General features: G+C 49.9%; 12 protein-coding genes and 1 pseudogene. 6 read left to right on the forward strand and 7 right to left on the reverse strand.

Going from position 1 to position 17,344, the window contains the following annotated elements; all coding sequences use genetic code 11:
* The first annotated feature begins 29 nt into the window (after positions 1-29).
* Entirely contained in the window at positions 30-716 is a 687-nt protein-coding gene (locus tag PVOR_RS08165) for an N-acetylmannosamine-6-phosphate 2-epimerase (RefSeq protein ID WP_040680339.1), read from the forward strand.
* 177 nt (positions 717-893) lie between these two features.
* Complete coding sequence (locus PVOR_RS08170; protein WP_006208675.1) at positions 894-2,813, forward strand: DUF4855 domain-containing protein; 1,920 nt, start codon at positions 894-896, stop codon at positions 2,811-2,813.
* Positions 2,814-3,078: 265 nt separating this feature from the next.
* Here the strand turns inward: PVOR_RS08170 and PVOR_RS08175 are convergent.
* From PVOR_RS08175 to PVOR_RS08185, 3 genes and pseudogenes are all read right to left on the reverse strand, one after another.
* Positions 3,079-4,261 (reverse strand): annotated as a pseudogene (locus PVOR_RS08175) (MalY/PatB family protein).
* A 35-nt stretch (positions 4,262-4,296) separates the two neighbouring features.
* Positions 4,297-5,220 (reverse strand): AEC family transporter, encoded by a 924-nt coding sequence (locus tag PVOR_RS08180; RefSeq protein WP_006208677.1) that lies wholly within the window; start codon positions 5,218-5,220, stop codon positions 4,297-4,299.
* 251 nt (positions 5,221-5,471) lie between these two features.
* Entirely contained in the window at positions 5,472-6,191 is a 720-nt protein-coding gene (locus tag PVOR_RS08185) for a 3-ketoacyl-ACP reductase (RefSeq protein WP_006208678.1), read from the reverse strand.
* Between the two features lie 175 nt (positions 6,192-6,366).
* Between PVOR_RS08185 and PVOR_RS08190 the strand changes: the two genes are divergently transcribed.
* Positions 6,367-8,484 (forward strand): class I SAM-dependent methyltransferase, encoded by a 2,118-nt coding sequence (locus PVOR_RS08190; RefSeq protein WP_006208679.1) that lies wholly within the window; start codon positions 6,367-6,369, stop codon positions 8,482-8,484.
* A 102-nt stretch (positions 8,485-8,586) separates the two neighbouring features.
* On the opposite strand, the gene PVOR_RS08195 is transcribed toward PVOR_RS08190, so the two are convergent.
* The 4 genes from PVOR_RS08195 to PVOR_RS08205 form a co-directional block, all read right to left on the reverse strand.
* Positions 8,587-9,306, reverse strand: coding sequence for a peptidylprolyl isomerase (locus PVOR_RS08195; protein WP_006208680.1), 720 nt, complete (start codon positions 9,304-9,306; stop codon positions 8,587-8,589).
* 236 nt (positions 9,307-9,542) lie between these two features.
* Positions 9,543-9,935, reverse strand: a complete 393-nt coding sequence (locus PVOR_RS08200; RefSeq protein ID WP_006208681.1) for a hypothetical protein — start codon at positions 9,933-9,935, stop codon at positions 9,543-9,545.
* 103 nt (positions 9,936-10,038) lie between these two features.
* The gene (locus PVOR_RS30980; RefSeq protein ID WP_006208682.1) at positions 10,039-10,215 is read right to left on the reverse strand and encodes a hypothetical protein; all 177 of its coding nucleotides are present in this window, start codon (positions 10,213-10,215) and stop codon (positions 10,039-10,041) included.
* Between the two features lie 277 nt (positions 10,216-10,492).
* A complete protein-coding gene (locus tag PVOR_RS08205) occupies positions 10,493-11,191 on the reverse strand; it encodes a hypothetical protein (protein ID WP_006208684.1) in 699 nt (232 codons plus the stop codon).
* Between the two features lie 333 nt (positions 11,192-11,524).
* Here PVOR_RS08205 and PVOR_RS08210 point away from each other — a divergent pair, with 333 nt between their 5' ends.
* The 3 genes from PVOR_RS08210 to PVOR_RS08220 all read left to right on the forward strand — a co-directional run bounded on the left by PVOR_RS08210 (position 11,525) and on the right by PVOR_RS08220 (position 17,247).
* Positions 11,525-12,982 carry a SulP family inorganic anion transporter gene (locus tag PVOR_RS08210; protein WP_006208685.1) on the forward strand — a complete coding sequence of 486 codons (1,458 nt, stop codon included), beginning with the start codon at positions 11,525-11,527 and terminating at the stop codon, positions 12,980-12,982.
* A 209-nt stretch (positions 12,983-13,191) separates the two neighbouring features.
* Complete coding sequence (locus tag PVOR_RS08215; RefSeq protein WP_234972806.1) at positions 13,192-15,090, forward strand: sensor histidine kinase; 1,899 nt, start codon at positions 13,192-13,194, stop codon at positions 15,088-15,090.
* A gap of 267 nt (positions 15,091-15,357) precedes the next feature.
* Entirely contained in the window at positions 15,358-17,247 is a 1,890-nt protein-coding gene (locus PVOR_RS08220; RefSeq protein WP_152827557.1) for a sensor histidine kinase, read from the forward strand.
* The last annotated feature ends 97 nt before the right edge of the window (positions 17,248-17,344 follow it).

Genomic DNA, 17,344 nt, shown 5'->3' on the forward strand with positions numbered 1-17,344 from the left:
TCATTCTAAAACAGATGTAGGAGCTAATTATGAGGCGAATGATTACAGATAGAGGATTAGTGGTGTCTTGTCAGGCATATGAGGGTGAGCCGCTGTTTGGGCCTCTGCATATGGCCGAAATGGCGAAAGCAGCCGTGCTCGGCGGCGCAATTGGCATTCGGGCCAATGGGACGGCCGATATTTCCGCGATTAAAGCGGCTGTTAACGTTCCGGTTATCGGCCTGCTGAAACGGCAGGTCGAAGATTATCCTGTTTACATCACGCCGACTCTGGAGGATGCCCTTGCTGTCCATGAGGCAGGCGCCGATATCGTGGCCATGGACGGGACGCGGAGGCCGAGACCGGATGGAAGAACACTGAAAGAGGTTGTGGAGGAACTGATGGGTCAGGGGATCCATGTGATGGCAGATGTATCCACTTTGGAAGAGGGGTTATATGCTGCCGATTTAGGCGTTCACTATATTTCCACGACGTTGTCGGGGTACACCTCGTACAGTCTCGACACCCATAAACCGGATATTGGATTGGTTGCCCGGCTGGTGCAGGAAACGCGGCTCCCCGTTATAGCGGAGGGCAGGTTTACCAGCGCAGATGAGATGATTCAGGCTCTCAATGCCGGTGCCAGGTTTGTGGTGGTCGGCAGTGCGATTACACGCCCGCAGGACATTACCGAGCGTTATCGGAAGTCGATTGAAGCGGCAGTGGATTTGAACTAGGGAAAGCGCAGGGGAGTAACAGAGCAAAGATAAAGATACTTGAAGGCATGTAAGGGGGTGAGATGACGTAACGGAGTGAGCCTGCTGTGCCGGCAAGGATATAGGGAGAATGGATAGTTCGGCACGATGAAGAGTGGTGAGCGATCAGGAAGATTGATATGAGGAGGGTAATTCAATATGCGTTCTATAAAACAGCGGATATCCTTAGCCATGATGTTGGTCATGATGTTCTCGATTGTTCCCTTAACGTATGCAGACGAGACTCAACCGGGAGTTCGAAATCTGGCAAGAGATGCAACCTACACTTGGTCGGAAGCTCCCGAAAGTGCTTATCCCGATCCGGGAAACAAGCTGAATGACGGAATACACGGAACTCGCAACGTGCTTGATCCTGCATGGGTCGGGCATCTTCGCAAAAAAACGCGGGAGGTCGTGTTTGATCTGGGCGAACCCAAATCCATCTCGGGCATTAACGCGCGTTTTTTGCAGGATTGGCCGGGTTCAGCGATTCTGTTTCCCTTAACGGTATCGATGTACGTCTCGGACGATAATGTTCACTGGGCGAACTTGACGAATAAAGCAACACAGACATTATGGGTGGATGGTCCGCCTGTAGATGAAACTTACGCTTGGGATAGTCAAGCAGATGGTGTACCCGGTTTTGATGAGGCGGAGTTCGCTTATGCGCGTTATGTGAAGGTGACCTTCTCTATGCATACAAGAGCCTGGACCTTCATCGATGAAATCGAGATCACCGGTACGGATGGCAAAGCTTCCGGCGCGGTCCAGCTTCCGGCGCAAGACTTCAACTATTTGCAGCCGGGAGAGGCAACTGCGGGCATTCATAATCTGTCCCTCTTGTACAATGGACAGTATGCGAATGGGGAAGGTGACTGGAGCAAGGAGGAGATCATTCCCCAGATCAGTTACGTGAACCAGGATGGAGAACCGGTGGATTGGCTCTTTGACGGGGTTCTTACGCTCGGATTGATATCGCCGGATGGGCGTGACTATGGCGGCGGCGCGAACCTGAAGGACTGGAATTGGTACCTTGACAAGACGTTTGACGCGGATGGTGAGATGTACCAGCTCAATGAAGCCACCAAGGAGATAGGAGTCAAGCTGGGACAGCCTGACCACAAAACCAAAGTCGTTGTAATGATCCCGGATACAGGTGAGTATCAAACCGACTTTGGTGACGTGGACGGAGATGGAATCTCCGAAAACTTTAATGGTGGGGCTATTGGCGAGGAGTCGGCCATGGCGAACAGGCAAAAGGCGATCCGCTGGTGGATGGACGAAGTGCTGCAGCGTTGGGACACTAACCAATACTCGAACCTGGAGCTGGTCGGTTTATACTGGTTGTCCGAACAGGTAAGCACAAGCGCTTCCGGACCGGATATGCTGAAATATGTGAATGGCCAAATTCATGACGAAGGACTGAAGTCTTTCTGGATCCCTCATTTCTTGGCTTATAAGAGTTATATGTGGGATGAGGTCGGATTTGATGCGGTGGCATTCCAGCCGAACTATTTCTTCGAAGACATGGGTAATGAGCGTCTGGACGATGCGGCCTACACAGCCAAACGGTTCGGAATGGGCGTTGAGATCGAATTTGACGGACGGATGTTGAGCGATCAAGTATTCCGTAATCGGTATAAGGAATATCTGGACGGAGGCGTAAAGTACGGGTATATGAAGGATGCGTTCAAAGCGTATTACATGGGCTCCGGTCCGGTGTTGAGAGATGCGGCGACAAGCCAGGATCCGGATATCCGAATGATGTATGACTGGCTGTATCAGTTTGTTAAAGGGACGTACCAGCTGGAAAATACCGGTTCTCTGCACCTGAAAGGGCTGGTGGATCAACTGGAGCAGGCAGGTGAATTTGCGAACCAAGGGGCTGCCCGTTCGCTGGTTGCAAAGTTGGATTCGGTCATCCGCTTCGAAGAGAAAGGGAACAAGAAGCAGGCAGCCCACCATTTGGACGGCTTTATGAAATTGCTGGATAGCCATAAGCAGAGTGGGGCGGTATCGGCCAGAGCCTATCCCTTGCTAAAGGCAAACGGCGAGTATTTGGCAAAGCATTTGCAGTAGCCTTTGACGGAAAATATGTTTGCTGCCAAGCGGGCATGCATGGGGAAAGCGGCAGAAATTTCCGCTTTTAGCCGGGAATAATGTGAAGGGAGCCCAAGGTATTCAGGGTTAATGGCCGTGGGCTCCTTTAAGATAAATCAGGATTTCGGGGTCAACAGCGATCGGAAGAATCTTTGTCTCGCAGCGTCCTTATAACAGACAAAGGGGTCGCCTCAGGTCAAGTGACTGGGACGGCCCCTGTTTATCGTTAGATCGCTAATTGATTTTACGCTTTCCGCCAAACCTCGATGGCTTGATGCAGGCGAGACAGCGCCTCTTGAACGGTGGCGCGCGTACAAGCCAAGTTCATGCGCATAAAGCCCTCGCCATCCTTGCCGAAGGAAGCGCCGCTGTTTAATCCAAGCTTGGCCTCATGAACCAGGAAGCGGGTCAGCTCTTCGTGGGACAAGCCCATCTGCCGGAAATCGATCCATAGCAGGTAAGTAGCTTCCGGCATAAATACCTTCAGCTCAGGCAGGTGCTCTTGTGCGTAATTCCGAACAAGCTCCATGTTCCCGCGAATGTATACCAGGAGCTCATCCAGCCATGGCTCGCCCTCACGATAAGCGGCCTCGGTGGCAGCAGCACCCATTGGTGTGATAGAGCCGATGGAGTATCGATTCAGTATTTTACGGAACTTGCTGCGCAGCTGTGCATTCGGAATGATCATGTTCGCCGTATTCAGGCCAGCGATATTAAACGTCTTGCTCGGTGCGGTGCAGATGATGGAACGCCCCTCGGCATCCTCCGATAGAGCTGCGAATGGTGTATGACAGCCTTGCTCGAATACAAGGTCCGCATGGATCTCATCGGATACAACGAGTACATCATATTGCTGGCACAGGGAGGCCAGACGCTCCAATTCCTCTTTGCTCCACACCCGGCCCACCGGGTTGTGCGGACTGCACAGAATGATCATTTTGACATTGCCGGTAGAGAAGCTGTTCTCCAGATCCTCAAAATCCATCGAGTAATCCCCATCTTCGCTCAGGCGAAGCGGATTATGTATAAGCTCACGCCCATGCTCCTGTACGACGCGGTAGAACGGCGGATAAACCGGTGTCTGGATGACGACTTGGTCACCTGGCTCGGTGAATGCATCCACGATGAGGCTGAGTGCCGGAACCACACCCGGACAGAATTGAATCCATTCCTGCTGGATCGTCCAGCTGTGGCGGTTCTTCATCCAATCAGCAATGGCCCCCCGGTACGACTCGGTCGGGAAGGTGTATCCGAACACACCGTGTTCCACCCGTTTATGGAGTGCCTCAATGACAGCCGGCGGTGCTGAAAAATCCATGTCCGCCACCCACATCGGGAGCACAGTCGGGCGCGCCGAAGACGGTGGGAACGTTATCCCATTTCTCACAGGCGGTTCGGTTACGGTCAATAGCAAGATCAAAGTTCATATGTAATTTCCTCCTAGTCAGAGCTGAGTTAGCGGTTAAGCTATAAATTTGGCTAATGTGATTAAGCCGGTAATCGTAATTACGTTTAGTATGGTCGATATCAGGACGGTTTGTGCAGCAAAATCAGGTTCATTTTGATATTCTTCCGCCAGAATGGATGAATTTACCCCGACCGGCATGCCGGAGGCGATAATGAGCGCTTGAGCCGGGATGCCTTTGAGCCCAAGGAGCAGTACAATCAGAATGCCGATCGCAGGCGCAACCAGAAGACGCAGCAGAACGCTCAGATACACATCAAGGCGGCGCAGGCGAAGCGGATATTTGATAATCTGTGCGCCCAGCGTCAGCAGAGCGATTGCCACCATGGATTGGTCCGCATACGTAAGCGGCTGTGATATAAAGACCGGGAGCGGCAGAGCCAGGGCATGCAGCAGAATTCCGATGACAAGGGCATAGGGGACGGGCATTTTCAAGAAGCCGATAATGGCTTGTTTGTATAACCCTTCCGTCTTGGCGCCTTGAATGGAAATAACTCCGTACGTGAACGTAAGGAGGCTCTGAAAGGACATGATGAGCGCTTGAACCGAGCCGGCCATCGGATCGCCCTTGAAGGCCAGATCATTGATCGGAAGGCCGTAATTGCCCGAGTTGTCCAGCAGCAGGCTATTGGTAAACGCAGCCTTCATACCCCGATTGAACCTGCGCTGTTTGGCAACCAGCGTGCTGATCAGGTAGAGGACACCGATATAGAGCGCATAGAACAAGGCCACCATGCCCAGCAGCTGCGGCGACATCTTGGATTTATACATACTCATAAATACGGCTGCAGGCGTAATGTAATAAAAGTTGATCTTCGCGAGTGTGTACAAATCGAGCTTAAAGGCATATTGCATAATGATGCCAAAGCCTATCAGGACAAAGATGGGGAGAACCACTTCGAGTAAAATGTCGGCGATCATGCTGTAGTCATCTTCTTTCCATGAGTGTTACCTTAAGGTGAATATCCGGCTGTTCGTGTTAGACCATGTCATTATATCATGACCTTGCAGTGTTGACACTTGATTCCGTATGGAAAACAGAATCGGGATTCCACCAACCTATGATTACCGCTAGTTATGTTCGCATTACGCAAAAAGGGTGCTCCCGTGGCCAGTGGCCAGGAAACACCCTTGAATCAATATAGCAATATAACGCCAGCCTCAGCGCGTCTTTATTGCGGGTTTGTTGTCCAAATCCCGGCGGATTTGACAAATACCCGCTGCGGCAGCTTGAGTGCCGCCAGCACAAGCTCGGCCACATCTTCCGGCTGCATCATCCGGTCCTCGTCCCCAATCTTAAGACCGGCGTTAACGGCAAGATCCGTGTTGACAGTGCTTGGGGTCAGGGCGGTTACACGGATGTTATGTTTGCGTACCTCCTGCAGTACGGCTTCAGTCAGTCCCATAACGGCAAATTTAGAAGCGTTGTAAGCAGACCCCGTGGCAAAACCACGCTCTCCGGCCGTGGAGGAGATGTTGACGATATCTCCCTTGTTATGCTCAATCATGCCAGGCAGCGCTGCGCGCAGCATATAATAAGTGCCCATCAGATTGACATCAACGATGCGTTTCCATGCTTCCGGCTCCATATCCAGCAGATTCCCAAACTGGGCAATCCCCGCATTGTTAATCAGAATGTCCACCGAGCCCAGCTCCATGTTCACCGCGGCAAAAGCTGCCTCTGCCTCACTTTGCACAGAAACATCGGCAACAGCAGCTACCGCTCTGACGCCATATTGTTCTACAATCAGGGCGCTAAGCGGCTCCAGGTCCGAGGCAGTGCGGGCAACGAGCCCAACATGCACGCCTTCCTTGGCAAGAGCGATGGCTAGGGCGCGTCCGATCCCTTTACCTGCACCCGTTATCAGGGCTGTTTTATTTTTTAGGCTCATGACCTTCACTCCTTCACATAAATAAAAAATATGGTTTCGTTGACCAGTATACCCTGATCCTATACCAACTACCAAATGTGGCGATCCATCGACTGGGAATTTGTTATAATCGTAGCAGCATGAAATACATAACCGTTCATTTGATTACAGGAATACAGGAAGTGGAGGATCAACTATGCTGCACGCACTGGATGCCATTACCGCTATTCGTCAGGGGGATGAGACGGCTGCAAAGCCTCATTCGTGGCTGATGAAGCTGGTATCGGCTGAAGAAAGAATCGTGAACCTGGAACGAATTACATCCATCGGACAATTGGCAGCGGCAAACCCTGTGCTGGATTACGTAGAACGCACGTTAAAGATACTGGATTCACTGCCTGTGTCCTATTGGATCAAGGAACTGCTGGAGGAAGTGCTGATGTGGGCTGAAACCGCCAAGGGCGGAACCATGCGGGATCGCCTTCGCTGGCAGCAGTCAGGGGTCAATTTGTTCCTGCATAATATCGGGTCTGCCCAGCTGTATGAGAGACATATCCGGGATACCGGAGGCGTCATGACCCCGCATGAAGAGATGGTCCACACACTCATTCTTACCCACGGACTGGTGGGTCAACACATTCGGGGAGAGGTGCCTTTTGAGGAAAACCTGCCCCTGCTTCAGTTGGTGGAACAGGGACAACTGACAGCAGATGAGCTGATCCGGCTGCTGATCCCCCTAAACCACTGCATCGTCGGTGCCGTATCGGAAGAGCTTTGGCATTCCGTTCAGGAAGAAGTCACGGCGCTCATTCGCCGTCTCGCAACTGGGACGCAGCCGAATATGTGGACGTATGAGGACCGTCTGCGCCGTCTTCGAACCGCCTCCATTGCCCGGGGCGAGGACTTCGACCGGCAGCTGAGTCAGATCCGTCAGCAGACGGATTTGACGCATGCGCTTCACGGATTTCAGAATATGACGCTCTGGTATGTCGAAGCCGCATTGCAGGATTACTCACTGGAAGAGTTTATGAAGGTTCTTCTGCTTGCCCTTCACCCGAAGAAGTTGTACAGGGAGAGGCAGCAGGAGGAGGTGAATCCGGGTTCTGTGAGCCACTTAAGCTTCGAACCGTTGATGAACGATATGTATTACGATTATCAAGGCGTTAAGAAGCTGAACGTATACAAAAAAAGAATGATCGAGCAATATTTGCGCCAAATGGATTGGAATACTTGCCTTCATGGGCCAGCTACCGTCAATCCTCATCTGAGTCACCGGATTGAACGGAAGCCGGAGCTGCCGGACACGGTATTCTTTACCTTTGAATTCTCTCGTGCGGCCGAGAAATTAATCGAGTTCTGCATCGAAGCGGAGAAGTCTCCACTCTATGAGAAGGCGGTGCTGCTGCTGTTCGACCTGTTCGGGCTGCGCCGGGATGCGTATGACCGGTTTCATAATGAAGAGAGTTACTTGAACGATATGAACAGTACAGGCGATTACAAGAAAGTGATTCTGGATTATATCACGGGAGAGGTTGTGCTTGATATTGGTCCTGGCGGCGGCGTGCTGCTGGATCTGATGGAGGAACAGCTGCCGCATGTGCGTCCGGTCGGGATCGACATATCCTCGAATGTGATTGAAGCTTTGGAGAAACGCAAACGTCTGGAGCATAAGCCATGGGAGGTACTGAAGGGAGATGCGCTTCGTCTTAGGGAATATGTGGAGCCGGGCAGTGTCGACACTGTAATCTTCTCCTCGATCATTCATGAGCTGTACTCCTACATTGAGATGGACGGCTTCCGTTTCAATAGGGCTACGGTAGAGGCGGCATTATTCAGTGCCTACGAGGTGCTTAGACCTGGCGGCCGCATCATTATTCGGGACGGGATTATGACCGAGCCGGTGGATACGATGAGAAGGATCCGTTTCCGGGAAGCGGATGGTCTGGAATGGCTGCTTCGGTATGCGTCCGACTTCAAGGGACGAGAGATTGTTTACGAGCAGCTGGCTCAGGATGAAGTGCGTTTGCCTGTGAACGATGCGATGGAATTTTTGTACACCTATACTTGGGGAGCCGAAGCTTATGTTCATGAGGTGCAGGAGCAGTTTGGCTATTTCACGCCTTCACAGTACGAAGAATGTATACGTAAGACATTAGGAGAAGAAGCGATTATCCGGGTCCAGCAGCATTACCTGCAGGAAGGGTATGCGGAAGCATTGGCCGATCGCATTGTGTTCATGGACGAGGAAGGTCAGCCGGTGAAGTTGCCCGACAGCACCTGCCTGTATGTCATAGAGAAACCAGCCCATTCGTAACAGCTGATTACGGGTGGCGACCTAAAAAAACAGGACCCGTACGCATAATGAATGCGTCGGGTCCTATTCCGTTTGTTTATGGCAGGACTGGCAGGGAGATCTCTATTCCTGCTTCTTAGGTTCCGGATAGTCCTTGCCGAGTGTATCTACCGTCACTTTTTTCATGACGGGAACCTCCAGCGGTTTGTCCATCTGATCCCGCTCCAAGCCCACGATTTCCTCTGCAACCTCCATTCCTTCAATAACCTTTCCGAAGGAAGCGTACTCCGCATCCAGGGATGGCGCATCCGCCACCATGATGAAGAATTGCGAGCCGGCGGAGTTGGGATCCTGTGCTCGTGCCATGGACAGGACGCCTGTTGTATGCTTCAGGTCATTCTGAAATCCGTTGGATGTGAATTCTCCTGCAATCTCGTAATCGGGTCCGCCTGTTCCATTTCCATCCGGGTCGCCCCCCTGAATCATAAAGCCGGGGATGACGCGGTGGAAGCCTGTCCCGTCATAGAAGCCTTGTTCCACCAGCGAGATGAAATTGTTTACCGTATTCGGTGCAACTTCAGGATAAAGCTCCAGCTTTATCGTTTTGCCGTTCTCCATCTCAATTGTGACGATGGGATGACTGGCGTTCGGGTCAGGAACGTTCTGCTTAACTTCCGTCTCCTTCGGCGGCTCCGTTTCGGGAGCAGCCCCGTTCGAGGTGCCGGTGCCGCCCGCAGCGCCACCTTCGGTACCCTTGTCATTCTGGCCGCATGCCGTCATTATGAGCAGTAATGCAAGTACTACAAATAGAGCGGGCATCCAGCGTGTTCTACGTTTCAACATCTTTGACTCCTCCTGTGCTATTCCTAATCAAGCCTTAAATATTTCATCTGAATCATATCTTAACACAGGTTGGACAAGTACTGAAAATCGAAAACATAGAGTATACATTAGAGAAGCATTTATCGGCAAATCTTCACGGAACACAGACCCTTTGTTTTCTGCAACTTAAAATAAGAGCCTCGGGACTTGGCATCAGTCCGGAGGCTCTAGCAAGAGAAGCTGGAAGGGCTAAGCGCTTATTTTGCCGGGAATATGCCCTCCACTTTGTTTAAGGGAAGCAGAATTCGCGAACGGTTCTTGTCCTTGGCGAGCAGCTCAATAAAATCGGCTCCGATTCTAACAAGCCGGATCCGATTAAAGGCGCCGCGGGTAGGGAAGGTGGTCCGTACCCCCACAAGTACCGTTCTCATTGGCGGTTTGACGTCAAATACCCGGATCGAATTGAGACTGGAGGGCACGAAGAGCTCACCTTGTACCTTAACAAAATTTTTCGGGAATACCCGCTGCAATCGCCCGGGCTCTAACCCGGTATGGGGAGCGTTGATCTCTACCAGATGTCCGGTTAAGGAAGACAGTCGCTGCTGCAGCGTGATTTTATGTCCTCCGTGATGGAGCGGCAATCCTTTCATCTTAATCATCATCCTTCCAGGGTCGTATGGTGTAGTGTATGTTGGAAGGTATGGCAGGGGTGAAAGAAGAGATTCACGTTTCCATCATGTTGATCATAAAGTTTTAGGATGAGGAGTCGTTTCCGCGGTTACTGGTTTCACTGCCATCGGGTTTCTCGTGTTTGATGCTGTCAGGAATGGGAATGCTGTCCGGGTATGAATCTTCCTTAAACAGACCAAATTCCTCATCAATGTCGCGTTCGGTCACTAAACGTTTGTTCTCGTCAGGTTGCTTCTTCATCGGCTGTTCCTCCTATTAAATCAAGTCTTTGAAAAAGGTAGCGGCTGGTATAAGAACTGATAGTTTGACCCATACTGGTTTACTATAAAGATGGATGTATGGGAGGCATAGGCATGGAAAGAAAGGGAAATATATTAACAGCACTCATATGGGGCACGCTGATCGGCATTTTGCTGTGGATGTCCTTTCTCGGCTGGCTGGATATCATATTCGGAAAATAGATGGATAGCAGAAGACCCGCCTTCTCATATGGGAGAGGCGGGTCTTCTGCTATTACTTAATCCTCCTCGCCATGACTGCCGTTCAGAAGATCAATTCCGTGCATGCCTTCATCTGGCGGTGCTGCAGGGTCCACCGGGCTATTGGCCGAGATGGCGTCCGCATCCGGTATATCTTCGAGCGGCATATATTGATCCGTTTCAGAGGGGTAATCCTTAAATATGTCCTGATTAAGAAATGCAGTCCCGCTGCCGGTTAATGCAGCGTCGGCCGCAACCCGCTGCTCCCTGTCCCCAGCGTACTCCGCGATGACTTCATCACCGGGGCGAGTAGGGGGCTCTGCCTCAATGGCCCGCCATTCCCGATCAGCCACATCATCCGCGACATCCCGGTTGACGGTTTCGTGGACTGATCGATCCGCCTGCAGTCGGTCCGTTTCTTTGATTCCCGCAGACGAAGAGATCCTCTCGCCGGCAATCGTCCGCTGATCGGGCTCAGCACCGGTAGCCTCCCACGCATCGATGGCGCTGCGATCGGGATTCAAACGTTCCTCGGGTTTCGCGTCCGCAGGAGCTGCTTCATTCAGATCGTATGCGATATGATCCGCATGCTCACTGCTAAGACTTTGCTCCGTGTAGGTGTTCACATCCCTCAGATCATCCTTCGGAATCATGTCCGCATCCTCTACTCTTCGACTGGCCTCAAATTCCAAATATGTCAAATCCGCTAGCGTATTACGATTGTTTTCATCTCGCATGTTGCACAGCTCCTTCCTTCAATCCATATGAAATAATTTTTCTATACTTCGACTTTACCCGCTGAAACAAGAATGAATCCCGAAACGTCCAGGTTATGGTGAACCAAGTAAGTGTTAGCATGCCCTGTCATTCCGCGTATTATGAAAATCCTCAGAATAGGAAAATGGACGAAAGAGTAGCTAAGCAGGAGGAAATAAAGGATTTTATGGGGTATATGCGCTTAATTGCATAATGAATTTTATAAATGATCCCGCTATAATCAAAAAAGTGATTAACGGCCCCGACAATTCTGAGAGTGGATTGTCAACCATTACAATAGAATGGAAGTGATTATGACTTTGTTTCAATGGATTAAACAAGGCTTCTTTGGCAACTCGCGCAAAGATATTTTATCCGGATTGACGGTAGCATTTGCGCTCATACCCGAAGCGATTGCGTTCTCGATCATGGCGGGCGTGGATCCTATGGTGGGGCTCTATGCCTCCTTCGTGATTGCTGTCAGCATTTCGTTTTTTGGCGGGCGTCCAGGCATGATTTCTGCGGCGACAGGGGCCATGGCATCGTTGATGGGACCGCTTGTGGTTCAACACGGGATTGAGTATTTATACGCGGCAACCATTCTCACTGGGCTCTTGCAGATGGTGATGGGAGCGCTCAAATTCGGACGTTTTATCACATTTGTTCCCCAGCCGGTCATTACCGGATTTGTGAACTCGCTGGCAATCATTATTTTTCTGGCCCAGCTTCCGAATTTCAAAGGGGAATCGTGGCCCATGTACTTGATGGTGGTCGGAACGCTGCTCATTATTTATCTGCTGCCGCTGGTGACCAAAGCCGTTCCATCCGCACTTGTTGCCATTATCGTGATGACGATCATCGCCGTTTGGTCCGGAGCGCCTGTCCAAACGGTGGGGGACATGGGCAACATTACGCAGACCCTTCCGTTCTTTCATTTACCGAATGTAAGCATCAGTTTGGATATGATCCTGACGATACTGCCTATCTCTCTTGCACTTGCGGTAGTCGGGATAACGGAATCGCTTCTGACGGCTTCACTCGTGGATGAGATGACGGAGACGGGCAGTGATAAGAATCGTGAAATTCGTGGTCAAGGTCTCTCTAATGTGATTACTGGATTTTTCGGCGGTATGGCAGGATGCGCCATGATTGGGCAGACCGTCATTAATGTAAAATCGGGAGGGCGCACCCGATTATCTACTTTGGTATCCGGTGTGTTCCTGCTATTCCTCATCATTGTACTGGGGGATGTTGTGAAGCAGATTCCTATGGCCGCTCTTGTGGGCGTGATGTTCATGGTTTCGATCGGTACGTTTGAATGGGGATCTCTCCGCACGCTTCATCGGGTGCCCTTAGGGGATGCCATTGTCATGCTGGCAACAGTGATCATTGTCGTTGCAACACATAACCTGGCAATCGGGGTCATGATTGGCATTATTTTAAGCGCACTGAATTTCGGCTGGAAGATGGCCCGTATTCATGCGGTTCCGCACACGCAGCCGAATGGAACGAAGGTATATGAGATCCGAGGGCAGCTATTTTTTGGAACGATGATGTATTTCGTAGACCTGTTTGATGTGAATGAGGATCCGGAATGTGTTGTGATTGATTTCTCCAAGTCCCATGTCTGGGATCAGTCAGCCACGAACGCCATTTCCAAGGTAGTGAACAAATACAAGGAAGCTGGAAAAGAAACCACCCTGGTTGGTCTTAATGAGGAAAGCCAGCGGATGGTTGATAAAGTTGGTCTTGCCTCGAGCTCTGCGCACTAATGATGCAAGGGACTGCTCTTAAACCTTTAGGTTACGGGCAGTCCCTTTTTATTTTGCCATATGGTAATAAAATTTTACGAACGCAACACCCGTTTCATGTTATATTGATTGTAAATGGACACGAAGTTTGTCGAATTAGACATAGCGAGGAAGGCAACGCATTTTTATTGACTATGATAACGGTTAGAGGTGCTGACTAGATGAAGGATATGCCCAAATACATATTCCTGCTGGTGCTGCCGCTGCTGCTGTTTATATCCATGATGTCACCGGAACAAGCGGACGCATACGATGCTCAAATCTTGATCCCCGACTGGCAGTATATGCGGGATCTGGAACCACAGGACGTCGTTTCGCCAGCCAATATCCAGGATCCAGGGAGATGGGTAGAGGGAAGACCAGATGAAACGGGGCCCCCAAAGTCAGATGGGGTATATTCGGCATGGAATCGTTTTACCTTGCCCAAGTTTCCGTGGAGTCAGTCCGCTATCATGATTGATCGCATTAAGGGACAGAATGTTATGGTTTTTCTGGAGAATGAGCTGTTATACGAAGCCAAGCGAGACTATATGTATACAAACCATTCGCTGCTGCTCCCCATTCATCCGGAGGACGCCGGAAAGACCATTTACCTATGGATGAGCGGCGTCAGTGATATAACGCTGGGCATTGACAGCAACGTCAGACTTGGCGAATATGACCAACTGCGGGGAGCGTTCATCAAGAACGACCTGGAAGATTTCATATTAGGGAGCTCATTTCTGTTTATTGCCGTGGTGATGTTCTGCTGCTGCCTGTTTCTTCCGAAGCATACGGTATCCAGCTGGCTTGCACTTAGTGTGGTGATACTGGCAAGCGGGGCCTTGCTTATTACGTACTCCCCTTTCTTGTATACCTTCTACGGTGATCTCGGAAATGTGTGGGTTACGGCATTTGATGTTGCGCTTTTAACGGTGCTGCCGGCGATGTATTATTATTTCGAAAAAATATATGGTTCCGGTCCTTATCGTTTGATTCGATATTGCCGAAGGTTCCAGATGATCTATTCCCTGGCTTGTGTTATATTCCTTGTCGTGAACTTGCTTAGCGGCAATCAGTTCTATGACATTTATTATCTCGTCTCGGTGCAAATTCTGGGCGTCCTGATTATTCTGCAGCTCCTGCTGCTGGTTGGAACCACGATTCTCTATGCTTCCAAGCGGAATAAGGATGCTTATATCTTTTCATTTGGCTTTGGTATCATGGCGTTAACAACGCTGGGAGATTTGCTGGCCTTCTATTATAAAGACCAGAAATATGATTTTTTTCTATGGAAATGGGGCGTTATCGCGCTGATTGTTTCCCTGATCGTTATGCTTGGCCGCAAATTTGTCCGCAGTCATGAGCAAGTGGTCCAATATTCCCGGAAGCTCGAGATGTTTAATAACGAGCTCCAGCGTTCGGAGAAAATGGAGATCATCAGTGAACTGGCCGCCTCGGTTGCACACGAGGTTCGCAATCCGCTGCAAGTGACGCGCGGCTTCATGCAGCTTTTGTCACAAAACTCCAAGGAGACCGAGAAGGAGTACTTTGGCTTGGCGCTGAAGGAGCTGGACCGGGCGTCCGCCATCATCACGGATTTCCTCACCTTTGCCAAGCCTGAATTGGAGCATGAGGTCAAGCTGAATGTGTATGAGGAGCTTAAGCACGTGAAAGGAATCCTGCTTCCGCTTGCGAATCTTAGCGGGGGGACAATCAAGCTTGATGATACCAAGGATTTATATATTAACGGCAACTCTTCCAAATTGAAGCAGGCGATGATTAACATCGTCAAGAACAGCATAGAGGCATTGGATGAAGAGGGGATTATTCGCATCTGGGCGTATGCCGAGTCGGAAGAAGTCGTGATTCACATTAAGGATAATGGCATTGGCATGGACGCCCGTGATCTGGAAAGACTCGGTGAGGCTTATTTCTCGAATAAGTCCAAAGGGACGGGGCTTGGATTGATGGTTACCTTCCGGATTATTGAAGCGATGCGTGGGACCATCCATTTTATGAGCGAAAAGGGGAGTGGAACCGAGGCTGTTATCCGGTTTCCGGCTGCGAATGTATCGCAACCAGAGTAGCTGCACCATGAGGAGATGTCCCAAAAGCAGATTTGCTCACTGGACGAACAGCCTTACCTCACCCATCTAAAATGAATTACAGAGACATGGCGGTGCTAAAGGGATAATATCCTGGCACCGCCATTCTTATTTTACGGTTTGTTTCCGCTTTTTTACATAATGAATAGGAAATTTTATCATTTTTCCGAAATTTAGAAGGTGGAAGGTTTTGCTGCATCGAATAACTCAGTAAAGGTATTCACTCATTATAATGTTTGAGGTGCGTCAATGAGGTCTGGATGGAGAATCGCTGTGTTCCTGATCATCGTTATTGCTTTAAGCCAGGGCTACCCCAGGCTTGTCTTTGCCACCGAAGAAACGGCAGCACGGGCAGCGATTAAAGAGTGGAGAATCCTCTGGTCCGAGTCCGGAGGAATACCGGAGAGTGTACCCGCACATAGGGAAGACTGGACGGAGACTTCAGCTGGTGCTTCAGAGCCATCGAAGCCGCATGCCAAGACATCCGCATGGATTCATATGAAAATTCCTGAAATTACAGCTGCGTCTCCGGGGATTTTGATCGAAAAGCTGCATGGACAGCAGGTTGCAGTTTATGCCGATCATGTGAAGGTTTACGAATCTACAAGAGCGTACAATTATGAGTTGAACCACATCCTGCTTCCTTTGGATAAGGAGCTGCTTGGCAAGGACCTTCACATTTGGCTGGAAACCGCGAGGGATCATGTGACGATTGAAGGCAAGATCCTTGTCGGCGAATATCATGATCTGCTAAATCAGTTTGTTAAGTCGAATTTGGTGGATATCATTCTAGGAAGCGCCTTTGTTTTTATTGCTTTTGTTATGCTGATCTGCGCTATTTTCCTTAACAGAAAATATTTGATTGCCGTATTATCGCTGTCCTTTATTGTTTTATCTGTAGGCATACTTGTTTTTACATACTCCCCGTTTCTTTATACGATTTTTGATGAATATGGACATATCTACACTCACTTATACGACATTTCTTTGTTTATTCTACTCCCTTCGTTCAGTCTCTTTTTTGAAAAAATATTCGGGCTCGGTTGGAAAAATATGCTGCATAAACTCCGTAAATTTCAGGTGGTTTATTCGCTGTTTTGCGGGCTGTTTCTGGTGGTCAATCAATTGGCTTCCAATCAATGGTTTGATTTGTATTATTTCTTTTCCGTGCAAGTCATGGGGTTTGTGATGATCATTCAGTTCATATTGCTGATTGGAAGCTCGATGTTTTATGCCTTCAGGGGCAATAGGGATGCCGTCATTTTCAATGCAGGTTTTGCCGTGTTTGCCGTTATAGGTTTGGGAGAGCTGCTGCAATTTTTCATGACCCGGGGCAGCTACAATCTGTTCCTCTGGAAGTGGGGGATTGTCAGCTTCATTATTGCATTGATTGTTATCCTTGGGCGACATTTTGCCAAAAATCATGAGCAGATTCTTCAATACTCCAAAGAGCTTGAGATGTTCAACAATGAGCTGCAGCGTTCGGAGAAGATGGAGATCATCAGTGAGCTGGCAGCATCGGTCGCACACGAGGTTCGCAATCCGCTTCAGGTTACGCGGGGGTTCCTGCAGCTGCTTACTGGAAAGGCGGAGGCTGCCGAACGCGAATATTTGGATTTGGCTCTGGTGGAGCTGGACCGTGCTTCCGGTATTATTACGGATTTCTTAACCTTTGCCAAACCGGAATTCGGCAAAGACACGCTGCTTCAGATTTCCGAAGAATTCAAGCATATCGAAGGCATACTTGCCCCTCTCGCCCATCTGCAGGGAGGCAGGATCACTGTGGATATTCCAGAGGATATTACCATTCGGGGAAACTCCTCCAAATTCAAGCAGGCTTTCATTAATATTATCAAGAACAGCATTGAGGCACTGGGAGAAGAAGGGGTGGTTCATATCCGTTGTTACCGGCAGCAGAATCAAGTGTTTATCCATGTTGTTGATAATGGAGAGGGGATGGGGGCGGATGTAATAGCTCGGCTTGGAGAACCTTATTTCTCCAACAAAACCAAAGGAACCGGTCTTGGTTTGATGGTAACCTTCCGAATTATCGAGGCGATGGACGGAGATATCTTTTTTACAAGCAGAAAAGGAGTGGGGACGGATGCCATCATTACGCTTCCCGCAGCTTGCGAATGATTCGCCAGAGCTGCGGTAGCGATGGACGGCTGTCGTTCCCACTCTTTTTACCGATAATCGCAAGAAAAACATCTTCTCAACGTGGTTTGTCCTTCTA

It is taken from the genome of Paenibacillus vortex V453, from assembly GCF_000193415.1.
Lineage (GTDB): Bacteria > Bacillota > Bacilli > Paenibacillales > Paenibacillaceae > Paenibacillus_AQ > Paenibacillus_AQ glucanolyticus.